General features: G+C 48.4%; 23 protein-coding genes and 1 tRNA gene. 8 read left to right on the forward strand and 16 right to left on the reverse strand.

The window, feature by feature from the left end:
- The first annotated feature begins 234 nt into the window (after window positions 1-234).
- Genes trpD through K5677_RS02390 form a run of 3 tightly spaced genes read left to right on the forward strand, consistent with a single transcriptional unit; the run spans window position 235 to window position 2,631 of the window.
- Complete coding sequence (gene trpD / locus K5677_RS02380) at window positions 235-1,254, forward strand: anthranilate phosphoribosyltransferase (RefSeq protein WP_296724222.1); 1,020 nt, start codon at window positions 235-237, stop codon at window positions 1,252-1,254.
- 8 nt (window positions 1,255-1,262) lie between these two features.
- A complete protein-coding gene (gene trpC, locus K5677_RS02385) occupies window positions 1,263-2,039 on the forward strand; it encodes an indole-3-glycerol phosphate synthase TrpC (RefSeq protein ID WP_296724225.1) in 777 nt (258 codons plus the stop codon).
- A 1-nt stretch (window position 2,040) separates the two neighbouring features.
- A complete protein-coding gene (locus tag K5677_RS02390) occupies window positions 2,041-2,631 on the forward strand; it encodes a phosphoribosylanthranilate isomerase (RefSeq protein WP_296724228.1) in 591 nt (196 codons plus the stop codon).
- A gap of 1 nt (window position 2,632) precedes the next feature.
- Here K5677_RS02390 and sigE read toward each other — a convergent pair whose 3' ends face one another.
- From sigE to aroC, 5 genes are all read right to left on the reverse strand, one after another.
- Window positions 2,633-3,331 carry an RNA polymerase sporulation sigma factor SigE gene (gene sigE, locus K5677_RS02395; protein WP_296724231.1) on the reverse strand — a complete coding sequence of 233 codons (699 nt, stop codon included), beginning with the start codon at window positions 3,329-3,331 and terminating at the stop codon, window positions 2,633-2,635.
- 30 nt (window positions 3,332-3,361) lie between these two features.
- Complete coding sequence (locus K5677_RS02400; RefSeq protein WP_296724233.1) at window positions 3,362-4,177, reverse strand: sigma-E processing peptidase SpoIIGA; 816 nt, start codon at window positions 4,175-4,177, stop codon at window positions 3,362-3,364.
- A gap of 316 nt (window positions 4,178-4,493) precedes the next feature.
- Entirely contained in the window at window positions 4,494-6,215 is a 1,722-nt protein-coding gene (locus K5677_RS02405) for a DEAD/DEAH box helicase (protein WP_296724236.1), read from the reverse strand.
- A gap of 246 nt (window positions 6,216-6,461) precedes the next feature.
- Window positions 6,462-6,995: a GrpB family protein gene (locus tag K5677_RS02410; RefSeq protein WP_296724240.1), complete on the reverse strand. Its 534-nt coding sequence runs from the start codon at window positions 6,993-6,995 to the stop codon at window positions 6,462-6,464.
- A 391-nt stretch (window positions 6,996-7,386) separates the two neighbouring features.
- Window positions 7,387-8,484, reverse strand: a complete 1,098-nt coding sequence (aroC, locus tag K5677_RS02415; RefSeq protein WP_296724242.1) for a chorismate synthase — start codon at window positions 8,482-8,484, stop codon at window positions 7,387-7,389.
- Between the two features lie 238 nt (window positions 8,485-8,722).
- Here aroC and glgB point away from each other — a divergent pair, with 238 nt between their 5' ends.
- Window positions 8,723-10,510 (forward strand): 1,4-alpha-glucan branching protein GlgB, encoded by a 1,788-nt coding sequence (gene glgB / locus K5677_RS02420; RefSeq protein WP_296724243.1) that lies wholly within the window; start codon window positions 8,723-8,725, stop codon window positions 10,508-10,510.
- A 275-nt stretch (window positions 10,511-10,785) separates the two neighbouring features.
- Window positions 10,786-10,874 (forward strand) — tRNA-Ser (locus tag K5677_RS02425).
- A gap of 129 nt (window positions 10,875-11,003) precedes the next feature.
- On the opposite strand, the gene K5677_RS02430 is transcribed toward K5677_RS02425, so the two are convergent.
- Entirely contained in the window at window positions 11,004-11,438 is a 435-nt protein-coding gene (locus tag K5677_RS02430; protein WP_296724245.1) for a site-specific integrase, read from the reverse strand.
- A gap of 14 nt (window positions 11,439-11,452) precedes the next feature.
- Window positions 11,453-11,920 carry a phage integrase SAM-like domain-containing protein gene (locus tag K5677_RS02435; protein ID WP_296724275.1) on the reverse strand — a complete coding sequence of 156 codons (468 nt, stop codon included), beginning with the start codon at window positions 11,918-11,920 and terminating at the stop codon, window positions 11,453-11,455.
- Between K5677_RS02435 and K5677_RS02440 the strand changes: the two genes are divergently transcribed.
- Together K5677_RS02440 and K5677_RS02445 are read left to right on the forward strand one after the other, a co-directional pair.
- Window positions 11,919-12,113, forward strand: a complete 195-nt coding sequence (locus K5677_RS02440) for a hypothetical protein (RefSeq protein ID WP_296724247.1) — start codon at window positions 11,919-11,921, stop codon at window positions 12,111-12,113. The two genes, K5677_RS02435 and K5677_RS02440, sit on opposite strands and share 2 nt — an antisense overlap.
- A gap of 31 nt (window positions 12,114-12,144) precedes the next feature.
- Window positions 12,145-12,654: a hypothetical protein gene (locus tag K5677_RS02445; protein WP_296724250.1), complete on the forward strand. Its 510-nt coding sequence runs from the start codon at window positions 12,145-12,147 to the stop codon at window positions 12,652-12,654.
- A gap of 77 nt (window positions 12,655-12,731) precedes the next feature.
- Here the strand turns inward: K5677_RS02445 and K5677_RS02450 are convergent, their stop codons facing one another.
- The 9 genes from K5677_RS02450 to K5677_RS02490 form a co-directional block, all read right to left on the reverse strand.
- Entirely contained in the window at window positions 12,732-14,801 is a 2,070-nt protein-coding gene (locus K5677_RS02450; protein ID WP_296724251.1) for a heavy metal translocating P-type ATPase, read from the reverse strand.
- Between the two features lie 60 nt (window positions 14,802-14,861).
- Window positions 14,862-15,155, reverse strand: coding sequence for a DUF6110 family protein (locus K5677_RS02455; protein WP_296724253.1), 294 nt, complete (start codon window positions 15,153-15,155; stop codon window positions 14,862-14,864).
- Between the two features lie 72 nt (window positions 15,156-15,227).
- Window positions 15,228-15,599 carry an AraC family transcriptional regulator gene (locus K5677_RS02460; RefSeq protein WP_296724255.1) on the reverse strand — a complete coding sequence of 124 codons (372 nt, stop codon included), beginning with the start codon at window positions 15,597-15,599 and terminating at the stop codon, window positions 15,228-15,230.
- A complete protein-coding gene (locus K5677_RS02465; RefSeq protein ID WP_296724257.1) occupies window positions 15,596-17,047 on the reverse strand; it encodes an ABC transporter ATP-binding protein in 1,452 nt (483 codons plus the stop codon). The genes K5677_RS02460 and K5677_RS02465 overlap by 4 nt, the downstream gene beginning before the upstream one ends.
- Window positions 17,044-17,778 (reverse strand): energy-coupling factor transporter transmembrane component T, encoded by a 735-nt coding sequence (locus K5677_RS02470; protein ID WP_296724259.1) that lies wholly within the window; start codon window positions 17,776-17,778, stop codon window positions 17,044-17,046. The genes K5677_RS02465 and K5677_RS02470 overlap by 4 nt, the downstream gene beginning before the upstream one ends.
- Before the next feature lies 1 nt (window position 17,779).
- The gene (locus K5677_RS02475) at window positions 17,780-19,513 is read right to left on the reverse strand and encodes an ABC transporter ATP-binding protein (protein WP_296724261.1); all 1,734 of its coding nucleotides are present in this window, start codon (window positions 19,511-19,513) and stop codon (window positions 17,780-17,782) included.
- Window positions 19,506-21,257, reverse strand: coding sequence for an ABC transporter ATP-binding protein (locus K5677_RS02480; RefSeq protein WP_296724264.1), 1,752 nt, complete (start codon window positions 21,255-21,257; stop codon window positions 19,506-19,508). The genes K5677_RS02475 and K5677_RS02480 overlap by 8 nt, the downstream gene beginning before the upstream one ends.
- Window positions 21,257-22,234: an AraC family transcriptional regulator gene (locus K5677_RS02485; protein ID WP_296724265.1), complete on the reverse strand. Its 978-nt coding sequence runs from the start codon at window positions 22,232-22,234 to the stop codon at window positions 21,257-21,259. The genes K5677_RS02480 and K5677_RS02485 overlap by 1 nt, the downstream gene beginning before the upstream one ends.
- Complete coding sequence (locus tag K5677_RS02490) at window positions 22,231-22,797, reverse strand: MptD family putative ECF transporter S component (protein WP_296724268.1); 567 nt, start codon at window positions 22,795-22,797, stop codon at window positions 22,231-22,233. Before K5677_RS02490 ends, K5677_RS02485 begins: the two co-directional genes overlap by 4 nt.
- Window positions 22,798-23,281: 484 nt before the next feature.
- Between K5677_RS02490 and K5677_RS02495 the strand changes: the two genes are divergently transcribed.
- The coding region (locus K5677_RS02495) for a chromate transporter (RefSeq protein ID WP_296724269.1) at window positions 23,282-23,583 on the forward strand (302 nt) is incomplete at its 3' end.

A 23,583-nucleotide genomic window follows, 5' to 3' on the forward strand; every position in this document is an offset into this window, starting at 1 on the left:
CCCGATAAGGGGACGCCCTCACTTGCAGGGCGTCCCCTCTCGAAAAACAATTCACTGGATTGTTTTTCGATTCACCCCTTGCGGAGCGCCTTCGTAACTGTGGGGCTTTGCCCCACACCCCACCAGAGGCGCTGCCTCTGGACTCCGCCAAAGGAACATAGTCCCTTTGGAATCCCATTCATGGGTTCATCAAGTTATTTGGTAGATTTAAAAATAAAAATGGAGGAACTTAAAATGATAAAAGAAGCAATCGCTAAGATCGTTGACAAGCAGGATCTTACATATGATGAGGCATACAAGGTAATTTCAGAGATCATGGCAGGAGAGACTACTCCTACTCAGAACGCGGCTTTTCTTTCCGCACTTTCCACTAAGAGCACAAAGGCTGAGACTATCGACGAGATAACAGGCTGCGCTGCTGCTATGCGTGACGCGGCTATCAAGTTCGAGAACGATATGGACTTGCTGGAGATCGTAGGTACAGGCGGAGATAACGCCCATAGCTTCAATATCTCAACTACCTCCGCTTTCGTTATCGCGGCTTCGGGCATCAAGGTCTCAAAGCACGGCAACCGCGCAGCTTCTTCGCTTTCGGGAACTGCCGACTGTCTTGAGGCTCTGGGCGCAAATATCGATCTTGATCCCGACAAGTGCAGACAGCTTCTTGAAAGCACAGGATTCTGCTTCTTCTTTGCACAGAAGTATCATACATCAATGAAGTATGTAGGTCCTATCCGCAAGGAGCTGGGTTTCCGCACAGTATTCAATATCCTCGGACCGCTTACCAATCCTGCCTGCCCCAAGCATCATCTGCTCGGCGTTTATGACAGTGTTCTTCTTGAGCCTGTTGCTGAGGTACTTATGAAGCTGGGTTCAAATAACGGCATGGTAGTTTTCGGCAAGGATAAGCTGGACGAAATATCTCTCAGCGCTCCTACTGCTGTATGCGAGTATAAGGACGGCTGGATGAAGAATTATGAGATAACTCCCGAGCAGTTTGGCTTCGAGCGCTGCACAAAGGAGGACCTGAAGGGCGGTACTCCCGAGGAGAATGCGGCTATCACACGCGGTATCCTCGACGGCAGCATTCAGGGACACAAGCGCAATGCTGTTCTGCTTAATGCAGGTGCGGCTATATATATCGGCGGCAAGGCAGAGACTATGGCTGAGGGTATTAAGAAGGCTGCTGAGCTTATTGACAGCGGCGCTGCTCTGGCTGCTATGGATAAATTTATTGCTGAGTCACAGAACTGAGGTGGAGCATGACTATTCTTGATAAGCTTGCAGACCACGCCCGTGAGAGGGTAGCTGAGGCTAAGAAAAAGCTCTCTCTCGACGAGGTGAAGCGTCTTGCGCTGGCCCTCCCAAAGGGCGGCTTTGAGTTTGAGAGGGCTCTGAAAAAGGACGACATAGCCTTTATCTGTGAGTGCAAAAAGGCTTCGCCATCAAAGGGCATAATTGCCGAGAAATTCCCATATTTACAGATAGCTAAGGATTACGAGGCAGCAGGTGCGGACTGCATTTCTGTCCTTACCGAGCCGAAATGGTTCCTCGGAAGTGACGAGTATCTCCGTGAAATAGCATCAACTGTAAGTATTCCCTGTATACGCAAGGATTTTACCGTTGACGAGTATATGATATACGAAGCAAAGCTGCTGGGTGCAAAGGCTGTACTGCTTATATGCTCTATACTCTCTCAGAAGCAGATCGAAGAATATATCGGCATATGTGACGAACTGGGGCTGTCTGCTCTGGTAGAAGCTCACGACGAAGCGGAGCTTCGGACGGCTGTTGCCGCAGGGGCTCGCATAATAGGCGTGAACAACCGTAATCTGAAGGATTTTTCAGTAGATACAGGCAACAGCCGCAGGCTTCGGGAGCTTGCTCCCGAAGCAGTGAGCTTCGTATCCGAAAGCGGCGTTCAGTCCGCAGAGGATATAAGGCTTCTGCGCGAGGCTGGTGTGAACGCTGTGCTCATCGGCGAGACTCTCATGCGCGCGGCTGACAAAAAGGCAAAGCTCAATGAGCTGAAAGGATAATATGACTAAGATAAAAATGTGCGGACTGCGCCGTGAAGAAGATATTGAGTATGCGAATATACTTCTGCCCGAGTATATAGGCTACGTTTTCGCAAAAAAAAGCAGGCGCTGTGTGGCGCCTGAAATAGCTGAGAGGCTTACTAAGGTCCTCAGTACTGAGATAACTCCTGTGGGAGTATTTGTTGACGAACCTATTGAAAATGTCATCGCTCTGACAGAGAGCGGTGCTATTAAAATGGCGCAGCTCCACGGAAACGAGTCCGAGGACTATGCAGCGGAGCTCAGGAGGCACGGAATACCTGTGATACGTGCTTTTAAGGTCAGCTCAGAGGCAGACATAGAGGCGGCAAAGCGCTCCTACGCAGACTATATCCTTCTTGATTCGGGCAGCGGCTCTGGGGAGACCTTTGACTGGTCGCTTATTCAGAATGTGGGAAGGGATTTCTTCCTTGCAGGCGGACTTACTGCCGAAAATGTGGGCGAGGCTGTGAAAAAGCTGCGCCCCTTTGCGGTGGACGCAAGCTCCTGCCTTGAGACCGACGGCTTCAAGGACTTTGATAAAATGAAAGCCTTTGCGGAGGCTGTCCGCTGAATCAGTATACGCTCTCTATCTTTATACGGAGCTTTTTTATAATTTTCTTTTCAAGACGCGAAATGTAGGACTGCGATATGCCAATGCTGTCGGCTACCTCTTTTTGCGTCTTTTCTTTTCCGTCGATGAGACCAAAGCGCATTTCCATTATCTCACGCTCGCGGTCACAGAGCTCCGACACAGCATTGCGGAGTATCTCACGCTCTGCCTCAGTCTCTATACCCTTGTTGACGATGTCGTCGTCAGTTCCGAGAATGTCTGACAGGAGCAGCTCGTTGCCGTCGTAGTCGATATTCAGCGGCTCGTCTATGGAAAGATCGTTGCGGTACTGTGAGGACTTACGCAGGAACATGAGTATCTCGTTCTCAATACAACGCGAGGCATATGTGGCGAGCTTGATATTCTTTGTGGGACAGAATGTGTTTACAGCCTTGATAAGCCCGATAGTTCCGATAGATACAAGGTCCTCTATGCCGATGCCCGTGGACTCGAACTTTTTCGCTATGTAGACCACAAGGCGCAGATTATGCTCTATTAGGATATTACGTGCCTCGGGATCGCGTTCTGTGAGCCGCGCGAATACTTCTTCTTCCTCTGCCCGTGTCAGTGGCGGCGGCAGGGTGTCAGAGCCGTTCACGTAGAATACTTCTCCTGTGAAATGCTTTTTTAGGAATGCTTTTACTCTTTCGATGATGTTCATTGTTTTTCTCCTTCTTTCTATTGGTATTCGCTATATTTTCAGCAGCTTCGGGTTGAATACTGCCTTTCCGCCGCATTCTCCGAAGCCTATAAGTGCGTCCACTGCCTTGCGTTCACCACTGTCATCGCTGTATATCAGTACCTCATCAGGACGAAATACAGGGATAAGTCCGCTGCCTGATACTGCCGTGCAGGGCAGCAGACGGAATCCTTTCGGCAGCAGTGATATGTCCAGCTCTTTTCCTGTAAGCTCTGAAAATGTCTCATCTGAGCAGATTATCACGGGAGAGCCTGTGAAATAGTCCACAAGTACATTCCCTGTGTCTGCAAGTCCGCTGAGGTTCAGAATTTTTTTGCCTGAGCGGACGAGGACATGATAGCTGCCCACAGGAGCTTTGTCTGTTATTATCCGTATGAGCCGAAGTGCAAAATACAGAGCGGCTGTGGTCACTATAAGGATAAGCAGCGAGAAATCTATGTAGAAGCTGCCGTTGCGGTAGTGCATGGAGCGCGGCTTCAGCAGGGAATAAGCTCCGTAAACTGTGCCTGCAAGGACAAAATTTGCGGCAAAAAAGGCAAGAGTGTTGATAAACAGCCGTTTTTTTCCTCTTATGCCGAATGAGATCATGACTACGCTCACTGCCGCCATAAGTTTTATCAGCAGCGGAATGACCGTTCCAAGCTCGGGCAGTAGTATGGTCAGTGAAAAGAGACTTCCCCAGACAGCTCCGGATACGCAGCGCCATGTCCGCAGAGGGGAGTGGGTGAGACCTGCCGTTATGCGCAGCAGAAAGTAATTCACATAGATATTCAGCACTATAAGTACGTCAATGTATATCGTTTCCAAGCCGCACCTCCCTCATATTAGTATTATAATGCAGACAGGCTGAGAAATATGTCAAGGCGTGTCAGCCGCAGAAAAAACAAAAAGGCAGAAGCTTCATTGAAGCTTCTGCACATATTGTTTGCATATCTTATTTTTATTGGACGAAGGTGGGCGCAGCGGCGCCACGCCTCACGCCCTTATATTATCCTTTAGCTGATCATCTAAGGAAGGGAAGTGCTGCTGCGCCAAGTATCATGATACCAGCCATAACAAGTATCAGTATCCTCATTGCCGTGGATTTCTGCGGTTTGCTGCTTTTGCTCATTTATATCACCTCTCAGTGTCTTTTCTTCATGCGCTTTTTGCGGTTCGGTATGTAGTCGGAGTATATCTCCGATTTTTTCTTATTGCCGTATGCGGACTTCTTGCAGTCGAATCGTGGTTTGTCGTCGGGACGACGGTTTCTGCGGGCACCTGAATCTCCGCCCTTGTAGAGCTTTACCTCCACCTTGCTGCCGTTTATCTTCATAGAGTCTGTGCTGTCGATGATGTATTCATATTCAGCTTCCGGGACTTCTACGGTGGTGTGCTCGTCAAAGATGTCTATCTTGCCGAAGTCTCTGCCTGTCATTCCCGTTGCGTCAACGAGAGCTCCAAGAATAAAATTCGGAGCAATACGGCGGTTCCTGCCGATATTAATTACTATCTTGACGGTCTTTGCACCGCTGTTTCTGCCCTTTTTAAGCGGCTTTGTGTTTTCAAAGTCGGGGAGTGTCTCAGTTTCTGCACGAAGCTGCTTTTCGAGTACCCTTGCGGCTGCCTCGCGGTAGTCTATGCCCTGAGAAGCCAGTCTGTCAAGTATATCATATGCGTTGTGACCTGCCTGAGCCTCGGCTATCTCCTTTATCATGGATTCCTTTTTCATTGCTATGATGTCGGATTTTTCGGGGAGTGGCATCTCACGTATCTCGGCATGAGTATATTTCTCGATAGCGCGCAGGTCGAAAAGCTGACGTCTGCCGCTTATAAGGGTATAGGCTGTACCTGTTCTGCCTGCTCTGCCTGTTCTGCCGATACGGTGAATGTAGTACTCGTTGTCCTGGGGCAGGTCATAGTTGAACACAGCGTCAACTCCGCTGACGTCGATGCCGCGGGCAGCTACGTCTGTAGCAACAAGTATCTCGGCAGCCCTGTTCTTGAAGCTGTTCATCACCTGTGTACGCTGTATCTGCTTCATATCGCCGTGAAGTCCTGCTGCGCGGAAACCGCTCTTTACAAGCTCCTCGGTCAGCTGGTCTACCATTACCTTTGTGTTGCAGAAAACCATTGCGGAGGTCGGCTTGTAAGCCGCAAGGAGGAGCTTCAAAGCGTCGGTCTTGCGTCCCATAGCCACCTCAAAGTAGAATTGCTCGATGAGCTCTACTGTTTTCTGAGCTGACTTAATCTTGATATGTACAGGATCGTTCTGGTATTTCTCGGTGAGCGCCATTATCTCCTTTGGCATTGTGGCTGAAAAGAGTACTGTCTGTCTATCCTCGGGAACATCTGCGAGTATTGACTCAATGTCCTCGCGGAAGCCCATATTCAGCATTTCGTCGGCTTCGTCAAGTATTACTGTGCGGATATTTTCAAGTTTCAGTGTCCTCCTGCGGATATGGTCCATGACACGTCCGGGAGTTCCGATGATTATATTTGCGCCGCGTTTCAGCTCGCGTATCTGTTTTTCCATGCTTGCGCCGCCGTAAACCGCTGAGGTCTTTACGCCCTCTTTGAATTTGGCAAATTTGCGGAGCTCCTCGGCTGCCTGCATTGCAAGCTCACGGGTGGGGCAGAGGATAAGCACGACTGCGGACTTGCGGTCGGCTTCGGTTATGCTCTCTACGGCAGGGATACCGAAAGCGGCTGTCTTTCCAGTGCCTGTGTTGGAGCGTCCCACAACATCGCGTCCTTCAAGGAGCAGGGGGATACTCTGCTGCTGTATCTCCGTCATCTCCGTATATCCCAGCTCGTCAACAGCACGGAGAAGCTCCTGCGATAAATTCAGTTCATTAAAATGCATTTCGTTACCTTTCTTCCTTCATGATTACAATTACAATACTCTTTATAATAGCACAAAAACGAAAAAAGGTCAAGTAAAAAATGACGACCTTTGGTCGCCATTTTTAGTTGAGAGTTGAGAGCTGAGAGTTGAAAGTTATGTTGTCGCCTGCGGCGACAAAATTTAAATAACGTGAGCGAAGCGAACTCATTAACTCTCAATTCTACACTCTAAACTCTCAACTAATCATAATTTAGCAAAGCTGAATTATGATTTGCAGCGCCAATCGTGGGCTTTTTTCAGTATTTCAGCTATGAGTCCGCTTTTCAGCTCAGTATACCTGTTTCTGTCGTCGGGATACAGCCTTGCAAGCTTCTCCTTTAGCTGTGAATACGCCTGTGCTTCTGCTTTGTGGCAGTTCAGATAATCGCGCAGGTTTATGTAGTTGTTCCACGGCTCTGAGCCGTAGATAACTGTGTGGATATGATGAGTTCTGGAATCCTCATCTCCGCAGACATAGAGATACTGTTGTGGGACGTCCTGTCCGCGGAAGATGAAGCCGTTTTTTTCAAGTATTTCATTTTTCTCAAAAATATCACTGAAATAGCGAACTCCCACAGCTATGTCGATTATTGGCTTTGCACAGATATTTCTGACAGATGTGCTGCCGATATGCTGTATATCCACAGCGGTGTTCCCGAGTATCTCACGAAGCTTTGATATTGTCTGCTGTGCAGCCACTTCCCATTGCCGGTCATGGGGCTCAACTGCTACTGTGCCGCGGCGAAGTCCGAGTTTCATGTTTTTATCTCCTTACGCATTTTGTCTGATGTGGGACAATTTGTCTATAAATTGCTCAATATCCTCTGCAAAGATATTCTTCTGATACTAAAATGTGTCGGTAGATACCGACACATTCAGAATGGCAATAGTTCTATTTATTAAGGGACGCCTTCACTTGCAAGGCGTCCCTCTTTCAAAAACAGTCCACTGGACTGTTTTTGAAATTCACCCTTGCGAAGCGCTTTTGTAACTGCGGGGCTTTGCCCCACACCCCACCAGAGGCGCCGCCTCTGACCTAACAGGTACGTCCCCTCTGTCGCTTCGCGACATCTCCCCATTTTATGGGGAGTCACTCCGCCAAAGGAACACAGTCCCTTTGGAATCCCTTTCATGGGTAGAATGACTTTAATTATGAATTAGCTGCAAGCCAGTCTGTGCCAAAGCGCTGCGAAAGCTGGTCGCAGAGCACGAGCGCGGTTATGCTGTCGGCTACTACTCTTGCGCGGTGAACGATAGCAGGATCGTGACGTCCCTTTATCTGCAATGTGGTGTTGTCCATAGTGCGCATATCTATGGTCTGCTGCTCCTTGTAAATGGAGGGGGTAGGCTTGATAGCAGTTCTGAAAAGTATTGGCATACCTGTAGTTATACCGCCGAGGATTCCGCCGTTATTGTTGGTAGCAGCGGTGAGTGTGCCGTTTTCTGTGCGGAAGTTGTCGTTGCACTGACTTCCGCGCATATCAGCAGCTGCAAAGCCTGCGCCGAATTCGACTCCCTTGACCGCAGGGATACCGAAAAGTGCATGGGCGAGAACGCTTTCGACAGTGTCGAACCACGGCTCGCCAACGCCTGCGGGAACTCCTGTGATGATAGTCTCAAGACGGCCTCCTACGCTGTCGCCGTCCTCCTTTGCGGCTGTTATTGCAGCCTGCATCGCCTGTGCCTTTTCGTCGTCGAGAACTGCAAATTCCATAGTGTTGAGCCTGTTGATGTCTGCCTGAATATCGTCAAATGTACGGTCGAAAACTCCGCCGCATGAGAGGATATGAGTTGCAATATTTATGCCTTTTTTCCTGAGAGCGCTTATTGCTACAGCACCTGCGGCTACGACGCCTGCGGTTATCCTGCCCGAGAAGTGTCCGCCGCCGCGGAAGTCTTGGAAGCCGTGATACTTCATCTGTGCAGAGTAGTCGGCGTGTCCGGGACGAGCCTTGTATGCAAGCTCGCCGTAATCCTTGCTGCGTGTGTCCTCATTCTCTATGATAAAGGTTATGGGCGTACCGGTAGTTCTGCCGTTAAATACTCCGCTGACTATCCTTACCTTGTCGCCCTCGCGGCGCGGTGTGGAAAGAGCTCCCACTGACTGGCGGAGCTTCATCTGAGCGGCGATGAACTCCTCGTTCACCTCTATTCCGGAAGCCAAGCCGTCAAGGACAGCTCCGATGGCAGTGCCGTGGCTCTCGCCGAAAACTGTTATGGAAACGCTTGAACCGAATGTATTCTTCATGCTTTTATCTCCCTTGAAAGGTTTATATCCCTTGATATTTCAACATATAAATTATACCATCTGACTTTAAAAGTGTCAACACGGCATTTCAACGATTTGCAGATGAAAAGTGCTAAAGTAAATGGTTATTTTGTATAGGTCCGGCACAGCCTCTTTGGTCAATTCTACATCATTGACTTTGCCTGTATATCGTGATATAATCAACAAAAAGGGATATATGACTTTTGGAGTTGATAGTATGGACATAAGAAATTTTTATGAGGGTAATGAGTTTGAAGCCTATGAGTATCTCGGCGCCCATTTAAGCGGTGAGGGGACGGTGTTCCGCACATATGCGCCCAATGCGTCAAAGGTCTCGGTTATCGGCGATTTCAGCGATTGGGAGCCTGTTCCCATGAAGCCCGTTGAGGACGGGCGGTTCTTTGAGCTTTCTCTTGATGAGGCTAAGGAGGAAATGCGCTATAAATACCGTATCTACGACAAAAATGGCGATTTTATAGATCACTGCGATCCATATGGCTTCGGTATGGAGCTTCGTCCCGGGACCTGCTCTGTTATCCGCAGTATTACAGACTATGAGTTCGGTGATGAGAAATGGTTGGGGGAGCGCTCGGTCTGCCTTGACAGAGCACTGAATATCTATGAAATTCATCTGGGTTCATGGAAAAGGCGCTCAGATGAGGACGAGGAGGGCTGGTTCAGCTACAGCGAGATATCCGACGAGCTGGTGAAGTATGTCTGCGGAATGGGCTATAATTATATCGAGCTGATGCCACTCAGCGAGCACCCATGCGACGAGTCGTGGGGCTATCAGAGCACGGGATTTTTTGCGCCTACTGCGCGATACGGGACACCAAATGAACTTATGGAGCTTGTGGATAAATGCCATAAAAACGGTATCGGCGTTATCATGGACTTCGTGCCTGTCCACTTTGCAGTTGACCACTATGGGCTCACGGAATACGACGGAACTAAGCTCTATGAATACCCAAGCGACGATATAGGCTATAACGAGTGGGGAAGCCGTAATTTCAACCACTCAAAAGGCGAGGTAAGGTCGTTTATACAGTCTGCCGCTGATTACTGGCTGAGGGTTTATCATTTTGACGGTCTGCGCATGGACGCGGTACGCAATATGATATACTGGAACGGTGATGAGCGCCGCGGCGAGAACAAAAAGGCAATAGAATTCCTTAGATCCATGAACAGCGGACTTAAAGCACGGCACTCCACCGCTATCATAGCCGCTGAGGATTCTTCGGCATATCCGAAAGTGACAGCTCCTGTTTTTGCAGGCGGACTGGGCTTTGACTACAAGTGGGATCTTGGCTGGATGCACGATACTCTTGAGTATTTTCAGAGCGCTCCTATGTACCGTTCAAGAGATTACCATAAGCTGACATTTTCTATGCTTTACTTCTATAACGAGCGGTTCATTATGCCGCTTTCCCATGATGAGGTCGTTCACGGAAAGGCTACTGTTGCACAGAAAATGAACGGTCAGTATCAGGAGAAATTTCCGCAGGCAAGGGCTATGTATATGTATATGATAGCCCACCCCGGGAAGAAGCTCAACTTCATGGGAAGTGAGTTTGCTCAGCTCCGCGAATGGGACGAGAAGCGTCAGCAGGACTGGGATATGCTGAAATATCCGCTTCACGACTCATTCCGTGAGTATATAAAACGGTTGAATGAGATATATCTTGAGCAAAGTGCGCTTCATTATGACTATGACACGGGTAATTTCGAGTGGTCGGACTGCAATTCAGTGGAAAGGTGCGTTTACGCTATACGCAGGAAATCCGCTGACGGCGATATATTGGCAGTTTTTAATTTCTCAGACTGGTCACAGTTCGGTTACTCGGTCCGTATCGGCGCAGAGTACAAGGCGGAGCTTCTTATTGACTCAGACGATCAGCTCTACAGCGGTTCTACGCCGCATGGCAGTACTAAATTTTTATGTGCAGAAGGCAGTATAAGTATGGATATTCCGCCTTTCAGCGGCAGAATGTTCCTTCTGACATAATAATTAAAAGAGCAGGGGAGAACCTGCTCTTTTTGTTATAATATTATTTTTTTACAAATCCCTTGATTTTACTTTCTCAGTATGGTATAATATCATAGTAATTTTATGCAGTGGTATCGAAGTGGTCATAACGGACATGACTCGAAACATAGTCGGTTTTGAGCTTGCCACACTTTGATTTATCCCTGTTCTGCGTGGCTTCAGCCGTGTTCATATTTGCATTTCAAATTGGCTGTCTCGCAGTTTTCTCGCAGTTTTATTGTTAAATTAAATACGCAGCGATATCGAAGTGGTCATAACGGACATGACTCGAAATCATGATGCCCCTTGAGGGACGTGGGTTCGAATCCCACTCGCTGCGCCAATTGAAATTCGGCGTTTGCCGCGTAGTTCCGCCTTTTGCGAGGGGCGGAACTATTTTATTATAACGCAGTTGTTTGCATTACGACCGACTTGTTTTTGCAAGAAAACTGCAAGTGCCTTTCAGTTAATGTTATACGGCTGTTGCTTCAGCCGATTCGTTTGAGAGCGCTTTGGCTATCGCCTCGGCACTCATTTTCTTGCTTTCGCTGTCCACATGGCTGTACACGTTGCTCGTTGTACTTATGTCGCTATGACCGAGCCATTCCTGTATCAGCTTCATCTGCACTCCGTTTGCAAGGAGGAGACTGGCACAGCTGTGTCTCAGGTCATGGAAACGTATCTTCCGCAGACCGTTCTGCCTGAGCACTATCGGGAAGTGGTCTGATACATAGTTGGGACGTATCAGTTCTCCCACAGCGTCCACGCAGATGTATTCCTTGTACTTCTTGCAGTAACCTCTGCCGAAGGCTTTCTTCATTTCAGCCTGCTTTTCACGCTCGGCGATGAGTGCCTGCTCGACTACGGGTATCAGCGGAAGCGTTCTGTATGACGATTTTGTTTTCATTACATCGTAGCCTGTCACTCCGTCCTCGTCCTGCAACACCTTGTGCTGATGCTTATGGTCTTACCGACGAAGTCCACCGCCGACCATTTAAGTCCGATGACCTCGCTGCGGCGCAGTCCGTAGTAGGCAGCAATCACGATTACGATATGCAGCGGATCGTTCTTTGTGCAGTCGATGAGCTGCTTTATCTCCTCAGCGTTGTAGTAGCTGCCGATGAACTGCACCGACTTCGGGCGGTCAGCCTGATCGACGGGATTCGTCGGAATAATACGCCGCTTCATAGCAGATTTGAATGCAAGGTGCAGGAGCGAGTGATGTCGCTGGCAGGAAGTACCTTTCATACCTCTGCCGCGGAGATAAGCATAATACTCGTTTATCTCATCGCCTGTGATCTCCTTGACCTTGACCTTCATCTTCTTGAAGAATGGTATCATGTGTACGTCCATGTACCGCTTGTAACTTGTGTATGTGGACTTAGTGATGTTGCCCTTTTATATCAAGGGGGAGTCAAAGATAACAGACAGTCTTGTGTGCAATTTTCTTGTTAAGAAAGGCTGGTTCACACCTCCATTCGATACTGCCGACAAATTGAGAAAGCGGTTACAAAAGGTTTATGATATTACCGATCTTGCAGTTGAAGGCTCAATGATATATTTCAGTGCAGTAAAAAGATAGTGATAAATTGCAATTCAAGGAGTTGATAAGAATGGTTTTTAGCTTCCTATATGGTCTGATCGGGATCATACTCCTTACCGCCTTCTGCCTGATCGGTGCATTTTCAGCGCCGCAGATCGCATACTGGTGTATGACGCCAAAGGCAAAAAAACTGCTTGAGGAACATGGTATCAGCAGAAAATTCAGCCGGAAGGGTAAAATCTCGCTTGCTATATTAACTGTGATCATCGGCGTTCTGTATATCATAACGATCATATCAGCAGGCAGACAAGGCGTGACCTCAGGCATGGATTTCAAACTGTTGACGCTTCGCTTTGTGATCTTCTTCTGGATGATCTCGATTTTTGATGCGCTTGTTCTTGACTGGTGGATGTTCACAAGAACAAAAATATTCGGTATGCTCATCAAACAGAAAACCGGCAAAACACCGGCAGTCTGGAGCGTAGAACCGCAATGGGACGGAAAAGAGATCCCGAAGCTGATCGTAGAGGTCGCTGTTTCGGCAGTGCTGGCGTGGATCTTTCTATGGATATATCAGTGATAGAGTATAATAAAAGGCGGTGCTGTGAGTTCCACATAGCACCGCTTATATTTGTACTGTCCTATATTGCCTGCCTTTTATACCGTAAGATCGGTCATACTTTTCAGACCGATCGCCAATGTCGAAGCATTATGCAGCAAAGCAGATGTCGCAGGCGGAAGTACGCCGAGTACTCCAAGTCCGATAAGTCCGCCGTTGAATCCGATAATAGTGCGGTAATTCCGGCTGATACGCTTCATCAGTGCGTTGCTCAAACGTTTAAGCTCAACAAGTGCATAGAGGTCATCTGCCGAGATAGTAATATCCGCAATTTCACGGGCTATGGCAGCTCCTGTACTTATGGCTATGCCTGCGTCAGCCTCACTAAGAGCAGGAGAATCGTTCACACCGTCGCCTATCATTATGACCTTGCGCCCTGCTTCGTGTTCGGTGCGTATGAACGCTGCCTTTTCCTCGGGGAGAACCTCTGCATGGTATTCGTCAACACCGACCTTTTCAGCAACAGCTTTAGCGGTGCTCTCATTGTCGCCCGTCATCATTACCACACGGGATATACCGTATTCATGCAGCTTCTGCACAACATCAGCGGCTTCTTCACGGAGCGGGTCTTCAATGCATATCACTGCTGCGACTTCACCGCCGATGGCAAGATAAAGGTGAGAATACTCCATCGGCAAATGCCTGAAGATACGCTCATCAGGCGGAGTACAGCCCTCGTCCTCAATGATGAAATGATGACTTCCTATGAGTACACGTTCGCCTTCGACCATACTCGAAATACCGTGAGCGACAACATATTCTACCCTTGAATGGAACTCCTCGTGTTCAAGTCCTCTCTCAGCAGCCGCAGCAACTACTGCGTTTGCGATAGAGTGGGGATAATGCTCCTCTAAGCAGGCTGCAAGTCTCAGCATTTCTGTTTCATCACGACCGCCGAACGGAATGATCTGTGCTACACGCGGCTGCGAATGTGTCAGTGTGCCGGTCTTATCAAATACGATCGTATCTGCATCGGCCACCGCTTCGAGGAATTTGCCGCCCTTGACCGTAATACCTGCTTCTGCGCACTGGCGCATCGCAGAGAGCACCGAGATCGGCATGGCGAGCTTCAATGCACAGGAGAAATCCACCATCAGGATCGACACAGCCTTTGTTGCATTGCGTGTCAGCAGCCAGGTCAGCAGCGTTCCGCCCAGACACCACGGCACGAGCTTGTCAGCAAGATGTGAAGCCTTGCTCTCTGCTGATGATTTCATATGCTCCGATTCTTCGATCATTTTCACGATGCGGTCATACCGTCCGCTGCCTGCGGTATTCTCGACCTGTACTGTGCATTCGCCGTCCTCGACAACAGTTCCTGCGTAGACATAAGCGCCCTCAGATTTGTGAACCGGTACGGATTCGCCAGTCATAGATGCCTGATTGATCATCGCATCGCCGGCGATCACCTTTCCGTCCAGCGGGATCATTGAGCCGGTACGCACAATGACACGGTCGCCCTTCTGGATCTGTGTGACGGGAACAAGCATCTCCTGTCCGTCCTCCGTCTGCATCCATACCTGTTCCACACCGAGCGACATGGTTCTTGCGAGATCATCGACAGATTTCTTGTGCGTCCATTCATCGAGAATATCACCGATCTTCAGAAGGAACATCACGCTTCCGGCAGTATTGAAATCATCGCGCAGCATCGACACAGTGATCGCAACAGCATCGAGCACCTCGACTTCCAGTTTTCCGTGCATCAGGCATTTCAGCCCTCTGCGGAGATATTTCAGCGCTGTGAAAAAAGAAATCAGCCGGCGGAAAGGCAGTGGCAGCAGGAATTTGTGGATAACACGCCGCATGACCGCAGATGCCAGCTTTTCTTCGTATTCACGGTTCAGCACTCTGCCTGTCTGTGCCGGAACAAGCGCTTCCGTTTCCTCATTGTACCGAAAATGCGCGAGTGCAGACAGCACCGTTTTCCGATCACAGCAGTAATACAAGATCACGTCACAAGTGCGGTCATATACCTGAACTTTGGTGATGCCGCTGACCGCAGAAAGTGCATATTCAGCCATATCCGCCTGATGCAGCGTCATATAGTTCTGGCAGAAACGGACGCGGATACGCCCTTTTGATTCATGCAGTATCTTACATTTCATTTACAACACCTCACAATAAAACAGACCGCCGGAGCGGTCTGTATCTGGTTATTCTTCTGCTTATTCAGTGGCAGCATCTTCAATGACAGTTTCAGCTGTATCCGCAATGGCAGCTTCTGCTTCGGCAGCAGCGCGTTCTGCGTTGATGTCCTTTGCATCGCTGAGAATATCATCGCAGTTCTCACGAACGGTTGTGACAGTTTCCATCACAGTGTCCTTTGCACGAAGGACAGCAGCAGTTGCGTTTGTATAGCATTTTTTTGCATCTTTGCTGCTCAGAATCTTGATGCCGGCTGTACCAAACAGCACACCGCCTGCAAATAAGCCAAGCTTTGCCCAAGGTAGACGGCTCATACAGATCACCTCTTTTTTATTCCGGAGCAGTTGCTCCGTTTTAAACATTATAGCATAGTAATGATTTGCTTTCTACTCCAAACGGACACGGCGGTATTCTGTGGGCGTACAGTCCAGGACGCTGCAAAATGCCGCGGAAAATTTGCTTGCATTGTCATAGCCGCAGGCTTCGGCAATATCAATGACACGCAAATTAGTTATCTCTAACTCATGGGCAGCCCAAAGCATTTTCTCTTTGCGGATATGCGCAAATAATGGAGCGGCATAAATGCGGCGGTATGCCAGCTTGAGTTTTGTAGGAGAAACACCTGCACGGGCTGCAAGAAACGAGATCGTAAAATGCTCCTGCTTATGCTCCATACAAAAGGAAAATGTACTTTTGGCAAGCTGTTGCTCAGCCGGAGTTGGCTCAGTTGTTTTGTGCGAAGTAGGTGTCTGTTTCATGTTGTTTCCTTTCCTTTGTATTCGCTTTCGATCCCGCCGTTTTCAATATGCAGAATATGTGTGCAGCAGCGGTCGATCAGTTCCATATCATGTGTCACGATCAGCACAGTGATTTCCTTATCCAGCGAGCGGAGAAGCTCCGCCGTACATTCCATACTGCGGAAATCCAGACCGCTTGTGGGCTCGTCAAATACAAGCAGCTTTTTGCCAGCAAGCAGCGCCGAAGCGATCGCAGCACGCTGCTTCTGTCCGCCGGAAAGTGACATTGGGTGTCGGTCTTTGTATTCTGAAATATTCAGCTTTTGAAGAATATCCAATGCAGTTTGTTCTCCGGAATCTTCAGTACCGAGCATGACTTCCTCCAGTACCGTTTCCGCAAACAACTGATGATTCACATCCTGCATGACCATGTATGAAAGCCGCAGCATATCCTTTGAGCGATATGCTTTCCCGTTGATATTGACCGTGCCTTTGAAACGCTTTTGCAGTCCGCACAGACATTTTGTGAACGTGGATTTTCCCGCACCGTTGTGGCCGACCACAGCAATTACTGCACCTATCGGTATAGCAAGCTCAGGAATATTGAGCACTTCCTGCTTTCCGTAGCCATATATGAAACCATTGAGCGTTATCATATCAATGTCCTCAAATGGTTTTATCTGTGTCAATCCTGTTTTGCTTTCAAGGTGATTATTGGCTGTCAGGACCGCCCGAAGCCCCATACTGCTGAACTTTTCCGCAGGCAGAGAAAAGAACGCTTCACCTGTAAATTCTGCTGAAATACCGCCGTTTTCCATAAATAGTACTCTGTCACATGATCCGCTGAGCCAGCCCAGCCGGTGTTCCGCAATGACGATCGTTTTGCCCTGCGATTTCCATTTTCGGATTATCTCACGCAGCTCGTCGATCGCATCAAGGTCAAGGTTGGAGGTAGGCTCATCAAGTACGATCAGTTCCGGCAGCATAGCCGCTACACCTGCACAGGCTATCTTCTGCTTTTCACCGCCTGACAGATTGAAAATGCTTCTGCCGAGCAGCTTTTGAATGTGCATATCTGCAGCGGTGCTGTCGATTCGCTGCTGAATAACAGATTCAGGCAAACCCATATTCTCACACCCGAATGCGAGCTCTGCTGTGGTATCCACGCAGAAAAACTGGCTTCTCGGATTCTGGAACACACTGCCGACGATGCCTGCAAGGTCTTCTATCGGGGTATCGCAGATATTCTTTCCCATGACGGACACATAACCGTCAAGCATACCCTCGTAATAGTGCGGTATCAAGCCGTTCAGTAAACGTGTGACGGTTGTTTTTCCGCAGCCGGAGCTGCCGCAGAGCAAAACGCATTCACCGTGCCTTATTTCGAGGTCGAGAGCATTTAACGCTCCTTGCCCTCCATTTGCATATCTGAATGTGACGCCTCTCAGGACAGCCGCATTCTCGCTCATTTTACCACTCCTGTCATACCAAGTATCCACAATATGTACACTGTCCCGCTGACTGCTGCTACGGCGAAGTCCTGCATATGAAATCCTATTCTGCAAATGTTCGTGCGCCGTACCTCCGTGCCAAGTCCGCGAGTCAGAGCCGCCGCCGAGAGTTCGCTGCCGATATTCACCGAGCAGACCATGAGCGGCACAAGGCGGTACTCTATGAACTTACCTGCATTTCTGCCGCCGATGCGAATGTCACGCATTTTCATTGCAGTGCTGATCGCCCTGAATTCCTCCAGTACGGTCGGAAAGAAACGGAACATCACAGACAGCGGTATCGTGATCTGCTGCGGAATGTGCATACGGTGCATCGCTGCGATAAATTCGCTGACAGTCGTTGACGAGAGCATATATGCGCCCATGACAAGTCCGGGCATAAGCCGTACAAATATCAGGCAGCACAGTCCGATAACGCTCAGTACGGCACCTGTGATATTGGGAACAATGAATATCTCTGCCGATTTGATCAGTGTATACAAGATACCGAATACAGCCGCCTTTCTGTATTGTTTTGCAGTCATAAGCAGTGCGACAGGAAGGATACTGATGACGATAGTGCCATAGTGGACTGCCAAAATATCACTGCCTGTACCGCCGAGCGCAAATACTACAAGCGTTATCATCACAAACAGCTTTGTCCGCGGATCGAGTACAAGACCTCTGTTTTCAATGTCTGCCGTAAACATTTCACAGTCTCCACGAAGCAGCTTCACGCCTGCTTTCCACGAATCTCCGGTAAATGCCGTCCGACTGCATAAGCGTATCGTGTGTACCTTGCTGTGCTATCCTGCCACTGTCTATAACAAGTATCTGATCGGCATTGCGGACGGTTTTGAGCCTGTGTGCTATCATAATAATGGTCTTTTCTCTGGTCAGTTCGTCAATTGCCTTCATCAGGTCGGCTTCGTTTTCGGGATCAACATTTGCAGTCGCCTCATCAAGGACTATTATCGGAGCGTCTTTCATAATAGCTCTTGCAATGGAAATACGCTGTTTTTCGCCGCCCGAAAGACTTGCTCCGCCTTCGCCGATGACAGTATCGTACCCGTCGGGAAGCTGCATGATAAAGTCATGGCAGCAAGCCTTTTTCGCCGCATCTATGACCTTTTCCATGGGTGCATCAGGCTGTCCGAAGCGTATATTATTGGCTATGGTATCCGCAAACAGGTACACACGCTGGAACACAAAGCTGTAATTCTTCATCAGAGCGTCCATACTGTATTCCCGCACATCTCTGCCGCCCAGCGTGACTGTTCCATCGTCCACGTCCCAGAAGCGTGAAAGCAGCGAAGTGAGTGTTGTTTTTCCTCCACCCGAAGGTCCGACGATAGCCGTAGTTGTGCGCTCGGGGATATGCAGTGAAATGCCGTCGATTATCTTTCTTTGCTCATATGCAAAGCCAATATTTTCCGCTGTTATGTCAAAATGCTCTGGCTGAATATCCTCGCCCGAAATATCCATCTGCGGCGTTGCAAGGATCTCCTGCGCCTGCCTGACCGATACATCGACTGTTCTAAGCAGAGCGGAATATTTGCCTGCATTGTCAAGCTGCGCATAGATCAGATAGGAGCTGATGATCATGATGATCGTTGTCAGCAAGTCCATTGTTTCGCCGATATGCAGCAGGATCGATACCAGCACGATGATCGTTCCGAGAGCTTTTAGCCAGAAGCTTTGCAGTGTCATATAGGGAATGAGCTTTAACTCCATAGCCGAATTGGCGAGTTCGTTCTCGTCTATCGCAACGTTAAGGTCTTTACTGCGTTTGCCGGTCAGTCGGAATGTCCTGACCTCGAAAATACCCTGAATGTACTCGATGACTTTTGCAACGAGCGCAGAATCCTTCTCGAATTTCTGCTTCGCCATACTTGAGGATTCTTTCATCATACCGCTGTTTATCAGGAAGAATACCACAAGTCCGCCGCAGAGGATCAGTCCGATACGCCAGTCGAAGCACAGCAGCATAACGGTAATGACCGCAGTGGAAAGCAATCCCGAGCAAACCAGCATAACTACTCTTGTGGCGACATTTTCAAGATTCTGCATAGTATTTGTCGTCACCGACATGATATGCCCGAGGCTGTTTTCGTTATAGTAGCCCATGGGCAGATAACGCAGATGCTCCGCAAGCTGCATACGCTTGTTAGCACAGGTGTTGTAGCCGCCCTCAGTCTGGAGCATGGTCGCTTTGCTCTTTGCAATGCCTGCACCGATCACGCTCACAAGCATGATGCAAAGGCAGGTCAGACAGGTTTTTGAGGTTACGTTTTTATCAAGGAGTGCCGAAATCATACAAGCGATAGCAGGTATTTTCAGTGCTTCAAACATCGCCTGCAAAAGGTTCAGGGCAATGGAAATATAGAAGCGTTTTCTGTCCTCCGCATTGCAGAAATCAAAGAAGTTTTTCAGTATCTTAAACATTGTCCTCACCGTCCTTTGCTGAAATATGTGCCGCCCACATTTTACTGTACAGACCGTTCTGTGCAAGAAGTTCTTCGTGCGTGCCCTGTTCTGCGATCATACCGTCCCTGATGACATAGAGCCTGTCGGCGTTCTTCACGGTCGAGAGCCTGTGTGCGATAACAATAAGCGTTTTGCCTTCCACGAGTTTTGCAACGCTCTTCTGAATGACTGCTTCATTTTCGGGATCTGTGTAAGCTGTTGCTTCATCGAGAATGATGATATCCGCGTTTTTGAGCATGGCTCTTGCAATAGAAATACGCTGACGCTCACCGCCCGAAAGATGTCCGCCTGATGAACCGACAACTGTATCATAGCCGCTTTCAAGGCTCATGATAAAATCGTGGCAGCCGCATTTTCTTGCCGCTTCCTCAACCTCACTGTCGGTCGCAGACTGGTTTCCGAGACGGATATTCTCACGGACAGTCAGATCGAAGAGATAATTATCCTGTGAAACATAGGCGATCTTATCATTGTAATCGTCAAGGGGAATATCCCTGATATCCACACCGCCGAGAGAAATACTTCCGCTGCTGACATCCCAGAGGCTTGCGATAAGCCTTGCAACGGTGGATTTGCCGCTGCCGGAAGGTCCGACAAGCGCGATAAATTCGCCCTTATGGATCGTCATTGAAATGCCGTGGATGATCTCCTTGTCATCATAGCCGAAATGTACATTGTCAAGTACAATATCTCCTCCGCTGATAGTTTTCGTCAGCTTTTCGGGGCGTACCATTTCGGGTGCATCTATGATATTTCTGACTTCTGTCACGATCGTGTCCATTTGAGCAATATCATCAGCATAGGACATGATACCGAGAAACGGTTCAATCAGACCTACTGTCAGAATAATGACGGTGATAAAATCGGCTGTGCTGATCGTTCCGTGCATGGTCATGATACCACCGATGGGCAGAACGGAAAGCATTGTCGCAGGCATGATGCACATAGCAAAGGTCATATACACGTTGCATTTGCGCATCCAGTCAACGAAACTTGCGGCACTTTCTTTAGCGGCGGCAGCAAATTTCTCATAGCTGGACTGTGCCTTGCCGAACACCTTGATGACCTCAATGCCGCCTATATATTCCGCTGTGACGGCATTGAGTGCCTTTGTGGCACGGACAGTCCTGCTGTAATTCTCCTCATATCCGAACATCATGAGCATATAGCAGATAAACCCCAGCGGCACCGTGATGAGCGCTGCAAGTCCCAGCTTCCAGTTCACCGTGAACGCATATATCAGTATAATTATCGGAGCGCCGATGCCGGTCGTGAACTCAGGTAGAATATGTGCAAGCGTTGTTTCGATACTGTCGATACGCTCCACGATCGTGCTTTTCAGAGCGCCCGAAGGCTGAATGATAACATTGCCGAGAGGCATTTTTGCCAGCTTATCAAGAGCCTTTTTGCGTATCACTGCAAGTGTGTGAAATGTCGCAAGGTGTGAATTAGCCGTACTCAGTGCATGAAACAGCGAGTGTCCCAGCCACAGCGCAAGTATCACAGTACAATTGATGATGTATGCGCTTTTATCGGTGCTGCCTGCAAGCAGGTCTTTTACGATACGCGCAATAAAATAGTATGGCACGATACCGCAGAGCATACTGATCGCCGCAAGTATAACGCTTGCGGCAAACTTTCCTTTTCGCTCACCGGACTGCCTGAGCAGCCAGCCGAATGAGCCGTTTTTATCCTTTCCCATTAAATATCCTCCTGTCTGTTACGATAATTCTGCGGTGTTGCGCCCATGACATCACGGAATGCCGCAGAGAATTTTGAAGCATTGTCATATCCTAGCCGCTGTGCAATGTCAGCGATATTCACTCTCCGATCAGAAATCAGCATTTCTGCCGCCGTTTTCATCTTATAACTTTTGATGTACTGATACACAGGTGTGCCATATACTGCCTTAAACACCTTTCGCAGGGAAGCAGGCGGCATTCCTGATATTTCGGAAAGCTCCTCGACCGTGAAAGTCTTATCGGGTCTGCTCGTGATAAGGGAATGTATCTCCTTGATCTTAGATGTCTGGCTTGCAGGAAAATACTGACGCTGTTCTGAATTTGCAGCGGTGTCAACGGCAGAAAGCAGCAGAAGCAGCTCTGCGATCTTCACCCTGAAAAAATCAAGCCTCATACTCTCAGGCGTATGGTACAGCTGTGAAAAAACAACATTCAGCTGTTCATTTGTACGGAGCAGAAATTCCTTATTCTCAGGGCAGAACTTTTTGCCAAGCATATCCAGATCAACTGAAAGAAACGGCATCTCATGCCGGAGTGATTCCTGCGCTGCCCCTTGCATAAACCCTATGGTTATGCCGTGATAGTGGGAAAGCGGCAGTTCGACTCTGCCTGCATGATGCACACGCTTGTCAATACGCAGATCGCCTGCCTCCATATAGTAGCGCTCGCCGAGGGAGTTTTCATGCTCGATGCGTCCCTCCCGGCAGTGGTCTATACAAAGCACCGTATCCGCATTCTGATACTCCGATACACAGTGCTTCATATGAAAATCGTTATACATAAGATATATACCGTCAAACACGCGGTACATCGTCATAAAACCTTCGCCTGATCTATCCTCAAGGCGCAATACTCTGCAATTGCCCTCTGATGCGATCTCGTGAACATTAGAGCCGAAGCCGGCTTTGTCGAGTGTATCGAAAATGTCACGGCTCATGCAATGCCTGCCTTTTCAAAATGCTTTTTCATCAAACGTCTTCCGATCAGTCCGCCGATGATACCGCATACAAACGCTGCAATAAATGTAACCGGACACATCCATGTCGGCATTAGTTTTGTAACGGTGTCGATGTAGTCCTGTCCGAAATTCTGACGGGAAGCCCAGTATTTCTCCGCAGCAAAAAACAGCGGCAGATAGTTTGCAGCGACCCACAGGCTGAATATTCCGTTCGTGATTACAGCTTTTGCGGCACTCTTATACTTTCCGCTTCTATAGATAAGCTCTGCGATCAGCCCGGTGAATACGGATACCGCAAGCGGCAGCCAGCTCATACCGGTCAGAAGCATAAGAATCCCCATGATGATGCTCATGATCCATATCATACCGAATTTTCTGACCTTTGTCAGGAAGAGCATAAACGGTATTCCGCCGAGTATCGGGACAAGCACCGCCAGAAGCGGCAGGAAAATCGGTATAAAACCGAGCATTGCGATAATGAACACGATAACAAAATAGATCGCTGAGAAAATACCGATGTTGATCAGATCTTTACCTTTCATAATTACCTCCTATTTGGTTAGAGTCGACTAACTTTATGTCATAAAAATAAGTCTTCCTCCAAGACCATTACATATTATACCACAGACATAACGAGGTTTCAACTCCATTTTATTCTGGATGCTCCGATCTGATAATAATTTGAAATTCCCTGTCAGATCAGGCACAGTTATTTTTCTGACAATAAAAGTAAAAGCGTTTTTACTGACATGGCTAAAACGCTTAACTTTTTTTGATCAGCATTATTTTAGTTCAAAATCGTAAACAGCGGCGAATGCGCGTATTATCTTACTACCAAAGCAAACGACCGTAATAAAACGCCGTATAGTCTATCCTGAAATTTGTGTAAACCACCAAAATAGTGTATAATAGAAGAGACACTACTTTGGTGGGTCAAATTAAGATTACGTTTAATTTTTTCAGACTTTCTGCTTTTCGGCTTCCGTTCGGGCAGTTCGCTGAACATTTCTGATATGGGGTGATCTAATGAACAAAAACCTTGACCTGTTCCTGACCTTTATGAAGATAGGAGCGTTTACCTTCGGCGGCGGTTATGCGATGATACCGCTGATACAGCGTGAGGTCTGTGACAATAAAAAATGGCTGAGCAATGAGGACATACTTGAAGTCGTTGCAATAGCCGAATCCACACCGGGTCCGGTGGCGATCAATGCCGCAACCTTTGTGGGCAGCCGCACCGCAGGAACGCTCGGTGCTGTCTGTGCAACGCTTGGTGTTGTACTGCCGTCATTTCTGATAATTTCCGTCATCTCCTTTGTGCTGAAAGC

This window comes from Ruminococcus sp., assembly GCF_024684275.1.